We start from the raw sequence: 18,720 nt of genomic DNA, 5'->3' as shown, positions 1-18,720 counted from the left end.
GCCTTTCACCGCAACCATGACCGCCATCCCACAGCCCCGGAAATCGCCGCGCCAGCTCAGGTCCCAGCACACCGTGGAGACGATTCTTCAAGCCACGGCTCGCATTCTGGCCACGCACGGCTATGCCGGCACCAACACCAACCTGATCGCGGAAACCGCCGGCGTCAGCGTCGGGTCGCTGTACCAGTACTTTCCCAACAAGAACGCGCTGATCGCGGCGCTGCACGACCGCCACGACAACCAGATGCTGGACGTGATCGACCAGGTCCTGAACAGCAATCCCGCCGCCACGCTGCGCGAACGCGTCGCGGCCATCGTCCAGGCCATGCTGCACGCGCATCTGCTGGAGCCCGCGCTGCACCGCGTGCTGGAGCGGGAATTCCCGCTGTTCGACCTGCCGCGCGAACACAGCCGCGCCGACCAGGACATCCATCGCCGCATGCGCCACCTGCTGGAATTCCACCGCGACGAGATCGCGCAGCAGGACCGCGACCTGGCGACCTACGTGGTGCTGCGCATCATGGAGTCCCTGGTGCACGCGGCCGCGCTGGAGCCGCCCGCGGGCTTTTCGCCCGCACAGCTTGAACAGGCGGTGGTGGATGCGGTGATGGGGTATCTGGGCACCCCCGCGGCCCGGCCGGCGCCGCGCAGGACGGCGGCGAAGAAAGCAGCGCGGCGCTAGGACGCCTCGGCCATGCGGGCCAGGCAGTCGGCGGCGTCGCCCTGGACGATGCGGGCGCTGCACGCCAGCATCAGGTTCAGGCTCAGGCCGAAATCCTCGACGGTATAGCCCTCGGCGTCCACCATGCGCGACGCGCCGTCGTCGGCCGCCGCGCCCACGGCCACCTGGTCGATCAGCGACCCCGCCTGGCGGGTATAGCCCCAGACGGGCTTGCCGCAGGCGATGGCGTAGCCGACCTCGAACGCCGTGCCCGAATCGGGCTCGGCCCCGCGGAACGGATTCAGGTTCGCCATCACCAAGTCGGCGCGCCGGATCAAGGCGACGTTCTCGCGGTAGATCCATTGCGCCAGCGCCGGGCCGGACAGGTTGCGGGGCGCCCGGTTGTCCAGCGGGAACAGGCCCTCGAAGCCGTGGGCGGCGGCCAGCGCCTTCAGGCGTTCGCCGTGCGCCTCGGCGTCGGGCAGGAATACGTCGAAACCGGCGAGGTACACGCTGCGCATGGCGCTACTCCGGATCGGAGACGTTGAAGGCCTCGCCCGTGGCGAAGAAGGACCCGCCGGCCAGGTAATGGACCGAGCGGCGCTCGCCGTCGGGGAAATGCCAGCGGTTGCCCGAGAACGCGTCCGGCGCCGCCCACGCGGCCACGACTTCGCCGATGAACAGATCGTAGGCCTGCTGGTTGTGCGGCTCGGGCACGACCCGGCACTCCAGCCAGCCCAGGCAGCCGCTGACCAGCGGCGCGCCGATCTTGCTGGCCGGAAACGTCGTCAGGCCGCTGGCCAGGAACTTGTCCTCGCCGCGCCCGGAATGCGAACCCACCCGCAGCGTGGCCTGGGCCTGCGCGCGCGAGGGGATGCACAGCGCGAACTCGCCGGACGCTTCGATCAGTTCGCGCGTATAGGTGTTCTTGTCCACCACCACCAGCATCTTGGGCGGGCTGAAATCCAGGGGCATGGCCCAGGCGGCCGCCATGACGTTGCGCGCCTCGCCGTGCGCGCTGGTCACCAGCACCGTGGGGCCGTGGTTCAGCAGCAGGTAGGCGCGCGGCAGGTCGACGGGTTCGATGCGGGAAGACATGGTCTAGAACATGCCGTTCTTGTTGGCCGGATTCTCCGGAATTTCCTGGCTCACGTCCCAGTGCTCGACGATCTTGCCGTTTTCCACCCGGAAGATGTCGACCACGGCCTGGCCGCGATCTTCCGGGGAATCGCGCCACAGGTTGTGGATCATCACCAGGTCGCCTTCGGCGATCACCCGCTTGATCTCGACGATGGACTGCGGATGCTGCTCGAAATAGGCTGGAAAGAAGTCCACCATGGGTTCCACGCCGTCCTGCATGTACGGATTGTGCTGCGTATAGCCCGGACCGACGTACCGGCGTACCGCCTCGTCGACGTTGCGGTCCTGGAACATCATGCGGAAGAACGCCACCACGATGTCCTTGTTGGACTGGGGCCCGGCCGCGCGCGCCGGCGCGATCGCCAGGGTGGCGGCGGCGACCAGCATACAGAGGGCCAACGATTTCAACTTCATACGCATACAGGACAACTCAGGTCGTGACGCCGGTTGGCGCGGTGTGCCAGTTTACAAATAAAAGGGCGGATATCGCGGCCTTTTCCCCAATGGCAAAAGGGCCCGACCGGGCCCTTTTTTTCCCTCCGCCCTCCGGCAGGGTCAATATCCGACCGTATAACGGCGGCGCGAGTGCTTGGGCGTCTCCAGCTCGTCGACCAGCGCAATGGCGTAGTCTTCCATCGAGATCCAGCTCTTGCCTTCCTCGTCGGCCAGCAGGGTGTCGTCCCCCACCCGGAACTTGCCGGTGCGCTCGCCCGGCTCGAACAGCGCGGAAGGCGACAGGAACGTCCAGTTCAGCACCTTTTCCTGGCGCAGCGCGTCCAGGAACACCACGCCCGCGCGGGCCTCGGGCTTGTAGGCGTCCGGGAACTCGGGCGTATCGATCAGCATCTTGCCGGGCGCCACCATCAGGCTGCCCGCGCCCCCCACCACCAGCAGGCGCGGCACGCCGGCGTCCTTTACCGCATGCAGCAGCGGCTTGGCGTCGGACGAGACGAAGCGCGATGCGCTGATCACGGCGTCATGGCCGGCCAGGATGGCGGTCAATGCCTCCGGGTCGGTGGCGTCGCCCTGCTTGATGGTCAGGCCGGGCTGGGGATTCACGTCGGACAGGTTGCGGGCGACACCCGTGACCTGGTGGCCGCGCTTGAGCAATTCATCCGCCACGCGCGAACCCACGCGGCCGGTAATTCCGATCAATGCGACTTTCATGGTCTTGCTCCTAGGTAGGGGAAGCCGGGTCGTCCGGCTCAGGCAAAGCCATACTATTCGGTCGAATCCGATCAAAAAACCCGCAAAAGCGGAAGAGTTTTTTGCATTTCATGCACCAATCCCATGGGATCGGATGAGGCCAAGAAGGCGAATCGAACGGCCCGGACCGCCATGCCAGTGTGCACCCCGCGGCCCCGCTTGAACAGGGGCCGCGGACCGGCGGGCGCTCAGCCGGCGGCGCGCTGCGCCTGATAGACCTGCAGATGGGCGTAGGCGGCGCGCAGGTAGGTCGCGTCCACGCCCAGCGTGCGGGCGCGGCGGACCATGTCGCCGACGATGTGGTCCGCCTCGACCGGCAGCCCCTGGCGCAGATCCCGGAACATCGAGGCCGTCATGGACTGGGACGGGTCGGCCAGGATCTTGCGCGCGGACGCGTCGGCCTCGGGCCGGACCGCATGGCCGGACGCGGCCGCCACGGCCTGGGATTCCTGCAGCAGCATGCTCAGGACGTCCGCGCCGTCGTCGGTGGACGCGATCTGCCCGACGGAGCCGCGCATCATGCAGGTGCCGGCCGCCAGCGTCGTCAGAAACACGTACTTTTCCCAGATGTCCTGGTAGATCTCGCCGCTGAGGCGGCTGGTGTACTCGCCCCCGGCCAGCGCCTGCTCCAGGGCCTCGCAGCGCGCGCTGCGGGCCGGGCCCGCGCGCTCGCCGAAGACGATGCTGGCGTACTTGCCCAGGTGCACCACCTCGCCCTCGGGCCCGAGCGTCGCGTTGATCTGGCAGAGGCCGCCCAGCACGCGATGGGGCTCGAATTCGCGGTCCAGCACGTCGTATTGCAGCACGCCGTTCATGATGGGCAGCACGGCCGTGTCCGGCCCGACGGCGGGCCGGATCGCCTCGATGGCGCTGGACAGGTCATAGGCCTTGCAACTGAGCACCACCACGTCGTAGCTGCCCTGCAGGGTATCCTGCGTGGCCAGTTGGGGATGCAGCGTGACGTCGCCCAGCGGGCTCTGGATGCGCAGGCCGTGCTCGCGGATCCGCGCGGCGCGCGGTTCGCGCACCAGGAACGTCACGTCCGCGCCCGCCTGGGCGGCGCGCCCTCCGAAATACCCGCCGGTGCCGCCGGCGCCCAAGAACAACAACCGCATGTCTCTCTCCTGTCATGGCCGCCCGCCGATGCCGCGGGCCGATGGCGGAATTATGCGCCTTGCCCGGGCGCCGGGCGCTTGCGCTCGGCCCAGGCTTCGTAACCGCCGCGCAGGGCCCAGGTGTTGGGATAGCCGGCGGCGCGCAGCCGCGAGGCCAGCAGCGCGGCCGATACCTCGTTGGGGCAGGCGCAATAGACGACGATGTCGGACTCCAGCGCATTCGCGCCCAGTTCGGGCAAGGGCGCCTTCAGGTCCACGGCGATCGCGCCCGGGATCCGCTGCTCGTCGCGCAGCGCCTGCGGGCGCACATCGAAGACGAGCGTATTGCGTCCGTCCTGCCGCCATTGCATCAGTTCGTCCACCGACAGGCGGGGAATGACGCGCAGGCTGCGCAGCAGGATCCTGCGCCGCAGGAAGCGCGCCAGGATGTACAGCGCCAGCACCGCCGCCAGCACGCCCAGGCCCATCGCGCCGTAGGTACCCAGGATCTCCAGGACGTCGTTCACGACGTTGTGGAACAGGCCCCCCAGCAGCAGGGCCGAACCGACCCAGAACAGGGAGCCCGCCAGGTCGTAGAGCAGGAAGCGGCGGTACGCCGTGCCCGTCAGGCCCGCCATCACGGTGGACAAGGCCCCCGCGCCCGGCAGGAACTTGCACACCAGCAGCGCCCGCACGCCGATGCGCAAATACAGGCGCTGCGTCTGCCGGATGCAGGAATCCTGCGACAGCGACATCTTGCAGATCACGCCCAGGAGGCGCGAGCCGTAGCGCCGGCCGGCCAGGTACCACAGGGTGTCGGCCAGCAGGCAGGCGGCGGTGGCCGCCAGCCAGGGCACGGCCCAGCCGCCCGCGCCGGCCAGGGCGCCGGCGGCGATCAGCATGGGATAAGCGGGCACCGGCAGGCCGGCCTGCTCGACCAGCACATTGGCGAACACCAGCCACCCGCCGTACTGTTCGAGCAGCAGTTGAATATCTTGCATGGGGTCTTCCAGCTCGCCGCGCCGCGCGCGGCTCATTCCCGGATTTTAGGCTCGCGGGCCCGCGCCGGATCGCCTCCGGCGCCGCAACGGCCCGTTCCGGGCGAGCATCGTCCGCCTTCTGGAACGGCGCGCACCACATCGGTGCCGCGCTTCCCCGCCAGGGTGCCTATAATCCTGCCCGGCCATCAGGTTTCCCCGACTTGTCGCGGGAATGCCCCATGGCATACAACTTGCTTCGCTCGGACTGGCCGCGAACTCGCCCCTTCGGATGGGACGCGCCTGCCTTGCGCTTCCCGTCCAATGACCGATCCCGCGCCCTCGCTTCCGTCCGCTCGCCCCGGCCTGCCCGCCGGCGGCCGCCATTCTGCGGCGCGTCCCGCCATACTCCCGATCCCCTTCCTTCCCGCGTAGGAGTCACCCGCATGAAAGCCCTGTTCCCCCTGTCCGGCGCCATCGCCCGCCGCGGCCTGCTCAAGCTGGCGGCGGTCGCCGCCGGCGCGCTGCTGTTCACCGGCGCCGCCCAAGCCCAGGCGCCCGCCAAGACCAAGGTCGCCGCCATCTACACGGTGCCGGTCGAGCAACAATGGGTATCGCGCATCCACAAGGCGCTGACGGCCGCCCGCGACCGCGGCGAGATCGACTACACGTTCTCGGAAAACGTCACCAACGCCGACTACGAGCGCGTCATGCGCCAGTATGCCGAGCAGGGCAACAAGCTGGTGGTGGGCGAGGCCTTCGCGGTGGAAGCCGCCGCCCGCAAGGTGGCCAAGGACTATCCGCAGACCGCCTTCCTGATGGGTTCCTCCGGCAAGCCGCAGCAGCCCAACTTCTCGGTGTTCGACAACTACATCCAGGAACCCGCCTACCTGACCGGCATGATCGCCGCCGGCATGAGCAAGACCGGCAAGATCGGCCTGGTGGGCGGCTACCCCATCCCCGAAGTGAACCGCCTGATGCAGGCCTTCATCGAAGGCGCCAAGGAAGTGAACCCGCAGGCCGAGTTCACCGTGACCTTCATCGGGTCCTGGTTCGATCCCCCGAAGGCCAAGGAAGCCGCCTTCGCCATGATCGACAAGGGCGCGGACGTGCTCTACGCCGAGCGCTTTGGCGTGTCGGACGCCGCCAAGGAGCGCGGCAAGCTGGCCATCGGCAACGTGATCGACACGCAGCCGCAATACCCCGAGACCGTGGTCGCCTCGGCCCTGTGGAGCATGGAACCCACGATCGACGAAGCGCTCAAGCAGGTCAAGGCGGGCACCTTCAAGGCCGACGACTACGGCCAGTATTCGCTGATGAAGCACCAGGGCTCGTCGCTGGCGCCGCTGGGCACGTTCGCGGCCAAGATTCCCGCCGACCTGGTGGCCAAGGTGGAAGCCAGGCAGAAAGCCATCCTGGACGGCAGCTTCAGCGTGAAGGTCGTCGACAAAGAACCCAAGTCCTCGGCACGATGAAACCAGCGCCTCTCGCCCTGCGACTGACGGGGATCACCAAGCGCTTCGGCAGCCTGACGGCCAACGACGACATATCGCTGACGCTCGCCCAGGGCGAAGTGCTGGCCTTGCTGGGCGAGAACGGCGCCGGTAAATCGACCCTGGTGTCGATCCTGTTCGGCCACTATGTGGCCGACGCCGGCGGCATCGAGGTCTTCGGCCAGCCCCTGCCCGCCGGCCGGCCCGACGCCGCGCTGGCGGCCGGGGTCGGCATGGTGCACCAGCACTTCACGCTGGCCGACAACCTGACCGTGCTGGACAACATCATGGTCGGCACGGAATCCCTGTGGAAACTGGCGTCGGGCCGCGGCAAGGCGCGCAAGCGCCTGGTGGAGCTGGGCCAGCGCTTCGGCCTGGGCGTGGATCCGGACGCGCGCGTCGGCGCGCTGTCGGTCGGCGAGAAGCAGCGCGTCGAGATCCTGAAGGCGCTGTACCGCGGCGCCCGCGTGCTGATCCTGGACGAACCCACGGCCGTGCTCACGCCGCAGGAGGTGCAGGATCTGTTCGCCACCCTGCGCGGCTTCGTCGACGAAGGGCTGGCCGTCATCTTCATTTCGCACAAGCTGGACGAGGTGATGGCCGTGTCGCGCCGCGTGGCGGTACTGCGCCAGGGCAAGCTGGTGGCCGAACGCGACACCGCCGGCACCAGCCCCGCCGAACTGGCGAAGCTGATGGTGGGCCGCAAGGTCGTCATGCCGCACGCCGAGGCCGTGGCGGCGGCCGAGCAGGCCGCGCCCGTGGTGACCCTGTCCCAGGTCTGTGTGCGCGACGGCCGCGACGGCGCGCTGCGCCTGGACGGCCTGGACCTGACGGTGCACAAACACGAAATCGTCGCCATCGCCGGCGTGGCCGGCAACGGCCAGCAGGCGCTGGTGTCGGTGCTGACCGGGCTGCGCCAGCCGTCCGAGGGCACGATACGCCTGGGCCCCGAGCACGCGGCCGCGCCCACGACGCCGGCTGGCTGGACGGCCGCCCGCGTCGGCCGCATTCCGGAGGACCGCCACGGCGAAGGCATGATCGGCGACAGCCCCTTGTGGGAAAACGCCATCGTCGAGGACCTGAAGGACAAGCGCTTCGCGCGCTACGGCCTGATCCGCGCGCGCGCGGGCAAGGCCTACGCGGCATCGCTGGCCCGGCAGTTCGACGTGCGCGCCGCCTCGCTGGACGTGCGCACGCGCAGCCTGTCCGGCGGCAATATGCAGAAGCTGATCCTGGGCCGCACGCTGGCGCGCGAACCGCGCTTCATCGTGGCCGACCAGCCCACCTGGGGCCTGGACATCGGCGCGGTGGCCTATGTGCGCGAGCAGTTGCTGGCCGCGCGCAAGCGCGGCGCCGGCGTGCTGCTGGTGTCCGAGGACCTGGAAGAGATCTTCGCGCTGGCCGACCGCATCGCCGTGCTGTGCGGCGGCAAGCTGGTCGCCGTCAAGCCGGTGGCCGACTGGACGCCCGCCACGGTGGGCCTGGCCATGACGGGCACCCGCGCCTGATGGACCGCCGCATCCCCTTCTATCGAGCATTGTTCGCATGAAACTGATCCTGGAACGCCGCCCCGAGCCCAGCCGGCTGGCGCTGGCCCTGGCCCCCATCGCGGCCATCCTCTTCACGCTGGCGGTCTGCACCGTACTGGTGGCCTGGGCCGGCGCGCCCGTGGGCCGCACCTACGCGCTGCTGTTCGAGGGCGCGTTCGGCTCGCGCTTCGCCCTGTCGGAAACGCTCACGCGCGCCACTCCGCTGATGCTGACGGGACTGGCCTGCGCCGTGGCGTTCCGCGCCCGCTTCTACAACATCGGCGCCGAAGGCCAACTGTACCTGGGCGCGCTGGCGGCGGTCGCCGTGGGCGGGCTGCACGACGGCACCGGCTTCGACCTGCCGGTGCCCGCGCTGTTCGCGGGCATGATGCTGGCGGCCGCGCTGGCGGGCGCCTTGCTGCTGCTCATCCCCGCGCTGCTGAAGACCCGCCTGGGCGTGGACGAAGTGGTCACGACCCTGCTGGGCAACTTCATCGTGCTGCTGTTCGTGTCCATGATGCTCGACGGCCCGATGAAGGATCCGATGGCCATGGGCTGGCCGCAATCCGTGGCGCTCAACGGCGACCTGGAACTGGGCAAGCTGATCGAACGCACGCGCGCCCACACCGGCCTGCTGTGGGCCGCCGGCCTGGCGCTGGGCTTGTGGCTGCTGAACCGCTACACGGTGTTCGGCTTCCAGATGCGCGCCGTGGGCGCCAACACCCACGCCTCGCGCTTCCTGGGGCTCCCCGTGAACCGCGTCATGTTGGGCACCGCCATGCTTTCCGGCGCGCTGGCCGGCCTGGCGGGCGCGATCGAGGTGGCGGGCCGGACCGGCTACGTCACCCTGGACATGTCGCCGGGCTACGGCTACACGGGCGTGGTGGTGGCCATGCTGGCCGGGCTGCACCCGCTGGGCGTGATCCTGGCCAGCCTCTTCGTGGCCGGCATGCTGGTGGGCGCGGACAGCATGAGCCGCGCCATCGCCGTCCCCAACTACATCGCCGACGTCATCGTCGCCACCTCGCTGCTCGCCATGCTGGTCGCGACGCTATTCGCGCAGTACCGCTTGCGCCACAACCGGGGCTGAATCATGGAATGGATGGATCTGATGAGTTCCCCGGCCTTCTGGGTCGCCGTGCTGCGCCTGGCCACGCCGCTGATACTGGGCACGCTGGGCGTGCTGCTGTGCGAGCGCGCCGGCGTCCTGAACCTGGGCATCGAAGGCATCATGGTGGCCGGCGCCTTCACCGGCTGGCTGGTGGTGTACCTGGGCGCGCCGCTCTACGTGGGCGTGCTGGCCGCGGCGCTGGCCGGCGCCGTGTTCGGCCTGCTGCACGCGGTGCTGACCGTGCCGCTGGGCCTGTCGCAGCACGTGTCCGGGCTGGGCGTGACATTGCTCGCCACCAGCCTGAGCTACTTCGCCTATCGCGTCACCTTCCCCAGCGTGGACACGCCGCCCACCATCGTGCCGTTCGCCGAAATGAAGTTCCTCGCCGGCATCCCGCTCATCGGGCCGGTGCTGGCGGGGCAGACGCCCATGACGCTGATCGCCCTGGCCGCAGTGCCGATACTCGCCTGGGTGCTGAACCGCACGCCGGTCGGCCTGGCGATCCGCATGGTGGGCGAAAACCCCGCCGCCGCCGAGGGCCAGGGCCTGTCAGTGACGCGCCTGCGCATGGGCGCCATCGTGGCCGGCTCGGCGCTGATGGGCGTGGCCGGCAGCTTCCTGACCCTGGCGGCGTTCAACGCCTTTTTCTTCAACATGGTCAACGGCCGCGGCTGGGTCTGCGTGGCGCTGGTGGTGTTCGCCTCGTGGCGCCCCGGCAAGGCTTTACTGGGCGCGCTGATCTTCGCCTTCTTCGACGCACTGCAACTGCGCATGCAGCAGGGCGGGGCGGCGCTTCCGGGGTTGCCGGAGCTGCCCTATCAGGTCTACTTGATGCTGCCGTACATCCTGTCCATCCTGGCCTTGGTGATGATGGCGCGCCGCGCCGCCTACCCGCAGGCCCTGATGAAGCCGTACCGCAAGGGCGAAAGGTAGAGGCCCCCCCCGAAGCGCTGCGCGCTTCCCCCAGGGGCGTCGCTACGGACCGGCGGAGCCGGCTCCGTGCGACCCCGATTGGGGGGGTGCCTGCTTCTTGCGCAGTACCATGAACAACTGAAACCTCCCGCAGGGAACCCCATGCTCGATCTGATTCTTAGACACTGCGCGCTGCCGGACGGCCGCCAGGACATCGACATCGGCGTCGCCAATGGCCGCATCGTGGCCTTGGAGCCGGCGCTGAAGGCCGAGGCCGGCCAGACCATCGATGCCGCGGGGCAACTGGTGTCGCCGCCCTTCGTGGACGCGCACTTCCACATGGATTCCACGCTGTCCTTCGGACTGCCGCGCGTGAACCAGTCCGGCACCTTGCTGGAAGGCATCGCGCTGTGGGGCGAGCTGAAGCCGCTCTTGACCCAGGAAGCGCTGGTGGAACGCGCGCTGGCGTACTGCGACTGGGCGGTGGCACGCGGCCTGCTGGCCATCCGCTCGCACGTCGACGTGTGCGACCCGCGCCTGTTGGCGACCGAAGCGCTGCTGCACGTGCGCGAGAAGGTCAAACCCTATCTGGACCTGCAACTGGTGGCCTTCCCGCAGGACGGCGTGCTGCGCGCGCCGGGCGCGCTGGACAACCTGAAGCGGGCGCTGGACATGGGCGTGGACGTGGTGGGCGGCATTCCGCACTTTGAACGCACCATGCAGGACGGCGCCGAATCCGTGCGCATCCTGTGCGAACTGGCCGCCGAACGCGGCCTGCGCGTGGACATGCACTGCGACGAAAGCGACGATCCGCTGTCGCGCCACATCGAGACGCTGGCCTGCCACACGCAGCGCCTGGGCCTGCACGGCCGCGTCACGGGCTCGCACCTGACGTCCATGCACTCCATGGACAACTATTACGTGTCCAAGCTGATTCCGCTGATACGCGAGGCCGGCGTGGCCGCCATCGCCAATCCGCTCATCAACATCACGCTGCAGGGCCGGCACGACACCTATCCGAAGCGCCGCGGCATGACGCGCGTGCCTGAACTGCTGGCGGCCGGCGTGCCGGTGGCCTTCGGCCACGATTGCGTGATGGACCCGTGGTACAGCCTGGGGTCGGGCGACATGCTGGAAGTGGCGCACATGGGCCTGCACGTCGCCCAGATGACGGGCCAGGACGCCATGCGCGCCTGTTTCGCTGCGGTGACCGCCACGCCCGCGCAGATCCTGGGGCTGGACGAAACCGGGCTGGCGGTCGGCAAGCGCGCCGACCTGGTGCTGCTGCAGGCGCGCGATCCCGTCGAAGCGCTGCGCCTGCGCGCCACCCGCCTGATGGTGATGCGCGGCGGCAACGTGATCGCCACCACGCCGCCCGCCACCGCCACCCTGAACCTGCCCGGACGTCCCGGCCAGGTCAGCTTTCAGACACCGGCCCGCTGACGGCGCCAGGGCGCCGCGCCGCCGTCACGATGATCTCCACCAGCAGCTCCGGCGCGGCCAGCCTGGCCTCGCAGGTGGCGCGGGTGGGCATCGCCTGCGGCAGCGCCCACTCGGCCCACACCGCGTTCATACCGGCGAAATCGCGGTCGATGTCCTTCAGCCAGATCTGCACGGACAGCAGGCGCGACTTGTCCGTGCCCGCCTGCGCCAGATAACCGTCTATCTTCGCCAGCGCGTCGCGGGTCTGCCCGACGATGCCTCCGGCCGCCGACGACGTCACTCCCGCCACGTACACCGTATCGCCGTGGATCACGATGCGGCTCAGGCGCTGGTTGGAATCCTTGCGCACGATATCAGTCATTCGTCTTGCTCCTTTTCGGATGGATCGGACCCCGGCGCGGCGTCCGTGAAACGTTCGATCCTGAACGGCGCGATCGGCATATCCGTCGCGCCGGCGGTGATCAGGTCGGCCATGATGCGGCCCACGATAGGCCCCAGTTCGAAGCCATGGGCCGAGAACCCGAAGGCATGGAACGCGGTCTCGTGGCGGCTGCTGCGGCCGATGACGGGGATCTCGTCCGGCATGGCCGCCTCGATGCCCGCCCAGCCCCGGTTCACGACCGCATCCCGCATGTGCGGGAACAGGTCGCAGACCGTGCGCGCGCCTTCGGCCAGCGAGCGGAAATCCAGCTCGGTCCATTCCGCGTCGCGGTCCACCCAGGCGCGCCGGCCGCCGCCGATCAGCACCGTGCCGTTCGCGCGCTGCTTGAACGACAGGGCGCGGCCCGTTCCCAGCACCACCGGGTCCAGAAAATGGTCCATGCGCAGCGTCACGAGCATCATGGGACTGATGGCGGTCAGCGGCACCGGCTCGCCCCATTGCGCCGCGATGCGGTCGGCCCAGGCGCCCGCGCAGTTCAGCACCTGCGGGGCGGTGTACACGCCCGCATCCGTCTCCACGCACCACTGGCCGTCGCGGCGCGCCACTTCACGCACGCGCACTCCCTCCATGAACCTAGCGCCCAGGCTGGCGGCCTTCATTCGGAAGGCCAGGGTCGTGCGGTAGGGGTCGGCCGCGGCGTCCTCGCGCGCGATCAGCCCGCCCTGCACGGTCGGCGCCAGCGCCGGAATCAAGTCCCGCAGGTCTTCGGCACTTATCCACTGCTCGTGGGTATAGCCGTGGCCGGTCATGGTCCGCAGGCGGTCGCGCAGGAGCGCGGCGTCCGCGGCGTTCTCCGCGACGCGCACCTGCCCGTGCTGTTCGAAGCCGCAATCGTCGTCCACCAGATCGCCAATGCGATACCAGAGTTCGCGCGAGGCCAGGGCCAGCGGCACCTCGGCCAGATGCCGCGACAGGGTGCGCACGCCGCCCGCGTTCACGCCCGACGCGTGCCGGCCCACGTAGTTCTTCTCGATCACCAGGGCCCGCACCCCCGCGCGCGCCAGATGCAGCGCCGCCGAGCTGCCGTGCAGCCCCCCGCCGACGATGATGACTTCCGCCGACCGCGTGGCACCGGTCATGTCTACTCCTTCGGTCTACTTTTTCAGCCGGACGACGGCCTGCCGCGAATCGTCCGTCTGCGGCAGCGATGCCAGCTCCCCCAGCGTCAGCGGCTTGGTCGGGAACCGCAGGCGGTAATAGCCCACCTCCGGTGTCGGCACGCCGCGTTCCTCGGCGATGAGCTCGGACACCGTCAGCCCGCAGAAGCGGCCCTGGCACGGTCCCATGCCGCAGCGCAGGAAGGCCTTCATCTGGTTGGGCCCGCTGCATCCCAGCTTCACCGTCTCGCGCACCTGCGCCGCGGTGACTTCCTCGCAACGGCACACGATGGTGTCGCCGGTGGGCCGCCGGAAGGCGTCGGGCGCCTTGTAGAGCGCGTCGAAGAACTCGCGCCCCCGCACCGCCCGGGCCAGCGCCTCGCGCGGCGCGGCGGCCTCGCGGTCGCGCGCGGCCGCGTCGATGCGGCCCAGCAAATGGGCGGCCTGCAAGCCCGCCAGTCGGCCCCGGTGTTCCGCCGCCAGCGCGCCCGCGATGCCCGCGCCGTCGCCCGCCATCCCGATGCCATCCACCGAGGTCAGGCCCCATTCGTCGACCTGCGGCTCCCAACAGTCCAGCGCCTCGTTCCAGCGGTGCTCCGCGCCCACGGCGCGCGACAGGTTCACGTTGGGCACCACGCCCTGGTGCAGCATCAGTTGCTCCGCGGGCAGCGTCTTCGTGACGCCGCCAGCCGTGTAGCGCACGCTTTGCAGCTTGCCGTCGCCGACGGCTTCCAGCGCCGTCACGCCGCGCGTGATGGGCACCGCGGCCTTGACCGCGCGCAGCAGCTTCAGGCCTTTGCCCAGGTATGGCGAGCGCAGGAAGCCCCAGATCTTGGGCAGCGCCTGGCCCATGCGTCCGGGCGGCGTGGTCTCGAGCAGGGCGTCGATCTTCACCCCGGCGTTCAGGTACTGCCAGGCCACCAGGTACAGCAGCGGGCCGCTGCCCGCCAGCACCGTGCGGTCGGCGGGCACCACGCCGGCCGACTTCAGCAGAATCTGCGCGGCGCCGGCCGTGATGACGCCGGGCAGGGTCCATCCCGGAATGGGAAACGGGCGTTCCTGGGCGCCGGTGGCCAGCAGCAGCCGGCGCGCATGCACGATGCGCGCCTCGCCCGCCACGGAATACGCCACCTCGAAGCCCTTTTCAGGCTGCGGCGCGGTGCGCTCGGCCACCGCCCACACCGTGGCGCCCGGCACGTAACGCGCGCCGGACTGCTGGAAGGGCGCCACCAGCGACGCGCCGTGCCAGTAATCTTCGCCCAGGATGGCGCGGTCGGTCACGGGCGTGGTCGTGATGGCGCGATAGATCTGGCCGCCCGGCGCCGGCTGCTCGTCCAGCAGCACCGTGTCCACGCCCAGCTTCGCGGCCAGCGTCGCCGCCGCCAGTCCGGCCGGGCCCGCGCCCACCACCAGCAAATCGCATTGCGTCGTATCGATCATGCCTGCACCTTGCGCGCGCCCAGTTGGCGCTCGATCTTCATTCCCTCGCGCACGGCCATCATGCAGCCCTGCTGGTTCGCCTGGCCGTCGATGGTGACCAGGCAGTCGTAGCACACGCCCATCATGCAATAGGGTCCGCGGGGCACTTCGTTGACCGCCGTATCGCGACAGGCCTGCACGCCGCCGGCGAACAGCGCCGCGGCCACGCTGTCGCCCTGGCGGCACAACAGCTCGGTCCCGTTGACCGTTACGCGCACCGGCGCGCCCTGCGCCTGGCGTTGCGCCTCGTCAAGCCTCTTGAACATGGAACCTCCGGGTCGAGAAGGGCGCCATGTCGCCGGCCAGCGAGCCGGCGGCGATCATGGGCGCCAGATTGAGCGCGTGCGCGGCGGCCAGCGTCACGCCGCTATGACAGGTGGCGACGAAGGCCCCCGGGCACGTTTCGGATTGCTGGTAGATGGGAAAGCCGTCCTTGGACATCACGCGCAGCGCCGCCCAGCTACGCACCACGCGCACCTCGCGCAGCGCGGGCAGGGTGCGCACGGCGCGGTCGGCCAGCGTGCCCAGGATGGGCAGGCCCACCTGATTGTCCGCGTAGCCCGCCTCTTCCTGCGAATCGCCGATCAGCCAGGTGCCTTCGTCGGTCTGGCGCAAGGTGGACAATGGCGTTTCGAGCATGCGGCGCGTGCGTTCCAGCACCACGATCTGGCCGCGCTGCGGGCGCACCGGCACGTCCAGGCCCACCTGCGCGCCCAGCTCCTTGTTCGACAGCCCCGAGGCCAGCACGATCTTGTGCGCGCGCACCGTGCCGGCCGGCGTTTCGATCTCGAACACGCCGTCGCGCTGGCGGACGCGCTGCGCCGGACGACGCGGCAGGTAATCCACAACCCGCTGTGCAAAACTCGTGTGCAGCGCGCGCAGCAGCTTGAGCGGATTGGCGATGCCGTCCACCGGCGTCCAGGTCGCGCCGCGCACGTCCGGGCCGATCCCCGGCACCAGGTCGGCCACCTCGGCGCGGTCGAGCAGCTTCCAGTCGTACTTCGCCATGCCCGGCTGCGCCAGCAGGGTCTGCATGAATTTGACGCGGGCCTCCAGTTCTTCGTCGCTCAGCAGCGCATGCAGGCCGCCGCGCTGTTCCAGGTGCACGTCCACCCCGGTTTCTTCCAGCAACTGCGCGGCCAGCCGGGGCCAGCCCGATGCCGAGGTCATGGTCCACACGCCGTAGCGCGGAAGGCCCATGCCCTTGCTCTGCACCCAGACCAGCCCGAAGTTCCCGCGCGAGGCCCGGTAGGCCACGTCGCCTTCGTCCAGCACGGCCACGTGGTCCAGCTCGCGCCGCAGGCCGTAGGCGACGGCCGACCCGACCAGCCCCCCGCCTATCACCGCCGCGTCGTATATCCCGCGATGCGCGGGCGCGCGCGGCGCCAGTTCTCTCTCGTCCGTCATTGGCGTCCCTTTCCTACAAACAACTTTTCCAGGCCGACCACGCGGTCCAGGATGAATATGGCGATGATCGTCACGTAGATCAGCACGGCCGACACGGCGGTCACCAGCGGGTCGATCGTGTCCTCGATATGCAGGAAGATGCGCACCGGCAGCGTGGTCGTGGAGGGCGATGCGATGAAGATGGACATGGTCAGTTCGTCGAAGCTCGTGATGAACGCGATCACCCAGCCGCTGACGACGCCGGGCAGCAGCAGCGGCAGCACCACGCGCCGGAAGGCCGTCCAGTTGGACGCGCCCAGCGACTGCGCGGCGCGTTCCAGCGCGGGGTCGATGCCCGTGGCCGAGGCCAGCACCAGCCGCAGCGCGTAGGGCATGATCAGGATCACGTGCGCCACCACCAGGCCCACATACGTGCCCGCCAGGTCCACCGTCGTGAAGAACTTCAGGAAGGCCAGGCCCAGCACCACGTGCGGAATCATCAGCGGCGACAGGAAGAAGGCCACCAGCGCCTCGCGGCCGCGGAAGCGGTTGCGGGCCAGCGCCAGCGCGCTGGGAACGGCCAGCACAATCGCCAGGCTGGCCGACAGCGTGCCCAGGCCCAGGCTGAACCAGAAGGCCTCGACGAAGCGCGGGTTGTCCAGGATGGCGCGGAACCAGCGCAGCGACAGGCCGCCCGAAGGCAGCGAGATGAAGCCTTCCGACGTGAACGCCACCGCGCAGACCATGACGATGGGCGCCAGGATGAAGAGGATGAAAAGCGTGTGGAACAGCAGGCCGATGGGGCCGTTCTTGAACTGCATGTCAGCCTCCCGCCTGATTGAAGACCGCGCCGTACTTGCGCTCGATGATCCGGTTGGCCGACAGCAGCACCACGACCGTCGCCAGCAGCAGCACCACCGCCAGCGCCGCGCCCAGCGGCCAGTTCAAGGTGTTCAGGAATTCGTCGTAGGCGGCGGTGGCCACGTTCTTCAGGCGGCGCCCGCCGATGATGGCCGGCGTGGCGAAGGAACTGGCCGCCATCGCGAACACCATGATCGCGCCCGACAGGATGCCCGGCATGACCTGCGGGATGACGACCCGCCAGATAACGGTGAACTGCGTCGCGCCCAGCGACAGCGCCGCCGCTTCCGTCGACGGGTTGATCCGCTGCAGCGACGCCCACACCGAAATCACCATGAAGGGCACCAGCACGTGCGTGAGCGCGATGGCCACGCCCAGGTTGCTGTACATCAGGTCGACCGGCGTGGAGATGAGCCCGATGCCCATCAAGACCTTGTTGATCAGCCCGGTGGAACCGAACAGCAGCGCCCAGCCCAGCGTGCGGACGACGACCGAAATCAGCAGCGGACCCAGCACCACCATCAGGAACAGTCCCTTCCAGGGGTTGGCCATGCGCGACAGCACGTAGGCCTCCGCCGTGCCCAGCACCAGACAGGCCAGCGTCACGGCGGCGGCGACGCCGAAGGTACGGGCGTAGATCTCGTAGTAGTAGCCGTCGGACAGGATCTCGACGTAGTTCTTCCATGTGAACGTGGCCTGCATGCCGCCGTAGAACTGGAAATCGAAGAAGCTGATCAGGATCACCAGCGCCATCGGCACCACCAGGAAAGTGGCGTATACCGCCAGCGCCGGCGTGCTCAGCACCCAGGGATTGACGCGCGTGCTCATGGCGCCCGCCCTGGCGGCGCCGGAGCCACCTCGCACATGTCCCGCGCGCGCCAGCGCAGGTGCACGGTTTCGCCTTCGGCCGGCACGGGCACGCCGTCGTTCTGGCGGATCACCATCACTTCGCCCACCGAGGTTTCCACCTGGCACAGCCAGTGGTTGCCCTGGAACACGCGGGTCTTCATGCGGCCGGGCAGGGCACAGGCGGCCGGCTCGGAGAACAGGATCTTTTCGGGGCGCACGATCACCGCGCCCAGCGGCACGGGCGCCCCTTCCATCGAAACGTGCGCCTCGCCGACGCGGGCGCGCGTTTCGCCGCCGTACTGTTCGGCCTGCGGCGTGAACACGTTGGCCTTGCCCAGGAAGCCGCCCACGAACTGGCTGGCCGGCCCTTCATACGCCTGGAAGGGCTCGGCCACCTGTTCCACGCGCCCCTGGTTCATCACCACGATCCGGTCCGACAGCGCCAGCGCTTCGGACTGGTCGTGCGTCACCAGGATGGTGGTGGTGCCGACCGTGCGCTGGATGCTGCGCAGCTCCAGTTGCATTTCCTCGCGCAGCTTGGCATCCAGGTTGGACAGCGGTTCGTCCAGCAGCAGCACGCTGGGCCGGATGACCAGCGCGCGCGCCAGCGCCACGCGCTGCTGCTGGCCGCCGGACATGCGCGCGGGATGGCGGTCGGCCAGGTGCTCCAGGCCCACCAGCTTGAGCGCGTCGGCCACGCGCGCCTCGCGCTCGTCCTTCCTGACCCGCTGCATCTCCAGCCCGAACGACACGTTCTCGGCCGCGGTCATGTGCGGGAACAGGGCGTAGTTCTGGAACACCATGCCCAGCCCGCGCTTGTTGGCCGGCACCTTGCTGACGTCCCTGCCGTCCAGCACGATGCTGCCGCCGGTGGGCTCGACAAACCCCGCGATCATCTGCAGGGTGGTCGTCTTGCCACAGCCGGACGGCCCCAGCAGCGAAATGAATTCGCCCCGGTTCACGGACAGGCTCAAGTCCTGCACGGCGACTGTGTCGCCGTAGCGCTTGCTCAGGCGGTTCAACACTAGGTAGGTCATGGA

Annotated in this window: 20 protein-coding genes; 6 read left to right on the top strand and 14 right to left on the bottom strand. The window is 69.3% G+C overall.

From position 1 onward, the window contains the following. Positions 1-16 precede the first annotated feature (16 nt). Positions 17-682 (top strand): TetR/AcrR family transcriptional regulator, encoded by a 666-nt coding sequence (locus WHX56_RS05050; RefSeq protein WP_338880625.1) that lies wholly within the window; start codon positions 17-19, stop codon positions 680-682. On the opposite strand, the gene WHX56_RS05045 is transcribed toward WHX56_RS05050, so the two are convergent. The 6 genes from WHX56_RS05045 to WHX56_RS05020 all read right to left on the bottom strand — a co-directional run bounded on the left by WHX56_RS05045 (position 679) and on the right by WHX56_RS05020 (position 5,102). Then, a complete protein-coding gene (locus WHX56_RS05045; RefSeq protein WP_338880624.1) occupies positions 679-1,182 on the bottom strand; it encodes a nucleoside 2-deoxyribosyltransferase in 504 nt (167 codons plus the stop codon). The genes WHX56_RS05050 and WHX56_RS05045 overlap by 4 nt on opposite strands. 4 nt (positions 1,183-1,186) lie before the next feature. Next, complete coding sequence (locus WHX56_RS05040) at positions 1,187-1,759, bottom strand: flavin reductase family protein (RefSeq protein ID WP_129241851.1); 573 nt, start codon at positions 1,757-1,759, stop codon at positions 1,187-1,189. 3 nt (positions 1,760-1,762) lie between these two features. Then, entirely contained in the window at positions 1,763-2,221 is a 459-nt protein-coding gene (locus tag WHX56_RS05035; RefSeq protein WP_129241850.1) for a nuclear transport factor 2 family protein, read from the bottom strand. 135 nt (positions 2,222-2,356) lie between these two features. Then, a complete protein-coding gene (locus WHX56_RS05030) occupies positions 2,357-2,968 on the bottom strand; it encodes an NAD(P)-dependent oxidoreductase (RefSeq protein WP_129241849.1) in 612 nt (203 codons plus the stop codon). Positions 2,969-3,195: 227 nt separating this feature from the next. Beyond that, the gene (gene panE, locus WHX56_RS05025; protein WP_129241848.1) at positions 3,196-4,122 is read right to left on the bottom strand and encodes a 2-dehydropantoate 2-reductase; all 927 of its coding nucleotides are present in this window, start codon (positions 4,120-4,122) and stop codon (positions 3,196-3,198) included. Between the two features lie 50 nt (positions 4,123-4,172). Continuing rightward, entirely contained in the window at positions 4,173-5,102 is a 930-nt protein-coding gene (locus WHX56_RS05020; protein ID WP_287753449.1) for a DedA family protein/thiosulfate sulfurtransferase GlpE, read from the bottom strand. 422 nt (positions 5,103-5,524) lie between these two features. Here WHX56_RS05020 and WHX56_RS05015 point away from each other — a divergent pair, with 422 nt between their 5' ends. From WHX56_RS05015 to WHX56_RS04995, 5 genes are all read left to right on the top strand, one after another. Then, the gene (locus WHX56_RS05015; protein WP_338880621.1) at positions 5,525-6,553 is read left to right on the top strand and encodes a BMP family protein; all 1,029 of its coding nucleotides are present in this window, start codon (positions 5,525-5,527) and stop codon (positions 6,551-6,553) included. Then, a complete protein-coding gene (locus WHX56_RS05010) occupies positions 6,550-8,079 on the top strand; it encodes an ABC transporter ATP-binding protein (RefSeq protein ID WP_338880620.1) in 1,530 nt (509 codons plus the stop codon). The genes WHX56_RS05015 and WHX56_RS05010 overlap by 4 nt, the downstream gene beginning before the upstream one ends. Positions 8,080-8,116: 37 nt before the next feature. After that, positions 8,117-9,190: an ABC transporter permease gene (locus WHX56_RS05005; protein ID WP_338880619.1), complete on the top strand. Its 1,074-nt coding sequence runs from the start codon at positions 8,117-8,119 to the stop codon at positions 9,188-9,190. 3 nt (positions 9,191-9,193) lie between these two features. Further along, positions 9,194-10,144 (top strand): ABC transporter permease, encoded by a 951-nt coding sequence (locus WHX56_RS05000; protein ID WP_287753455.1) that lies wholly within the window; start codon positions 9,194-9,196, stop codon positions 10,142-10,144. A gap of 141 nt (positions 10,145-10,285) precedes the next feature. Next, positions 10,286-11,566, top strand: a complete 1,281-nt coding sequence (locus WHX56_RS04995) for an amidohydrolase family protein (RefSeq protein ID WP_338880618.1) — start codon at positions 10,286-10,288, stop codon at positions 11,564-11,566. Here WHX56_RS04995 and WHX56_RS04990 read toward each other — a convergent pair. Genes WHX56_RS04990 through WHX56_RS04955 form a run of 8 tightly spaced genes read right to left on the bottom strand, consistent with a single transcriptional unit; the run spans position 11,541 to position 18,717 of the window. Further along, the gene (locus tag WHX56_RS04990; protein WP_129241841.1) at positions 11,541-11,927 is read right to left on the bottom strand and encodes a RidA family protein; all 387 of its coding nucleotides are present in this window, start codon (positions 11,925-11,927) and stop codon (positions 11,541-11,543) included. The genes WHX56_RS04995 and WHX56_RS04990 overlap by 26 nt on opposite strands. Beyond that, positions 11,924-13,087 carry an FAD-dependent oxidoreductase gene (locus WHX56_RS04985; RefSeq protein ID WP_338880617.1) on the bottom strand — a complete coding sequence of 388 codons (1,164 nt, stop codon included), beginning with the start codon at positions 13,085-13,087 and terminating at the stop codon, positions 11,924-11,926. Before WHX56_RS04985 ends, WHX56_RS04990 begins: the two co-directional genes overlap by 4 nt. Positions 13,088-13,102: 15 nt before the next feature. Next, complete coding sequence (locus WHX56_RS04980; protein WP_129241839.1) at positions 13,103-14,545, bottom strand: NAD(P)/FAD-dependent oxidoreductase; 1,443 nt, start codon at positions 14,543-14,545, stop codon at positions 13,103-13,105. Then, entirely contained in the window at positions 14,542-14,850 is a 309-nt protein-coding gene (locus tag WHX56_RS04975) for a (2Fe-2S)-binding protein (RefSeq protein WP_338880616.1), read from the bottom strand. Before WHX56_RS04975 ends, WHX56_RS04980 begins: the two co-directional genes overlap by 4 nt. Further along, the gene (locus WHX56_RS04970) at positions 14,834-15,991 is read right to left on the bottom strand and encodes an NAD(P)/FAD-dependent oxidoreductase (protein WP_287753874.1); all 1,158 of its coding nucleotides are present in this window, start codon (positions 15,989-15,991) and stop codon (positions 14,834-14,836) included. The genes WHX56_RS04975 and WHX56_RS04970 overlap by 17 nt, the downstream gene beginning before the upstream one ends. After that, positions 15,988-16,791, bottom strand: a complete 804-nt coding sequence (locus WHX56_RS04965) for an ABC transporter permease (RefSeq protein ID WP_129241837.1) — start codon at positions 16,789-16,791, stop codon at positions 15,988-15,990. The genes WHX56_RS04970 and WHX56_RS04965 overlap by 4 nt, the downstream gene beginning before the upstream one ends. A gap of 1 nt (position 16,792) precedes the next feature. Then, on the bottom strand, positions 16,793-17,659 hold the full coding sequence (locus WHX56_RS04960; protein ID WP_338880615.1) for an ABC transporter permease: 867 nt from the start codon (positions 17,657-17,659) through the stop codon (positions 16,793-16,795). Next, the gene (locus WHX56_RS04955) at positions 17,656-18,717 is read right to left on the bottom strand and encodes an ABC transporter ATP-binding protein (RefSeq protein ID WP_338880614.1); all 1,062 of its coding nucleotides are present in this window, start codon (positions 18,715-18,717) and stop codon (positions 17,656-17,658) included. Before WHX56_RS04955 ends, WHX56_RS04960 begins: the two co-directional genes overlap by 4 nt. Positions 18,718-18,720 lie beyond the last annotated feature (3 nt).

The sequence above is a fragment of the Achromobacter veterisilvae genome (assembly GCF_037619525.1).
GTDB lineage: Bacteria > Pseudomonadota > Gammaproteobacteria > Burkholderiales > Burkholderiaceae_B > Achromobacter > Achromobacter veterisilvae.
Note: the sequence above shows the minus strand (reverse complement) of the source record. Positions and strands in the feature narration are given on the sequence as shown.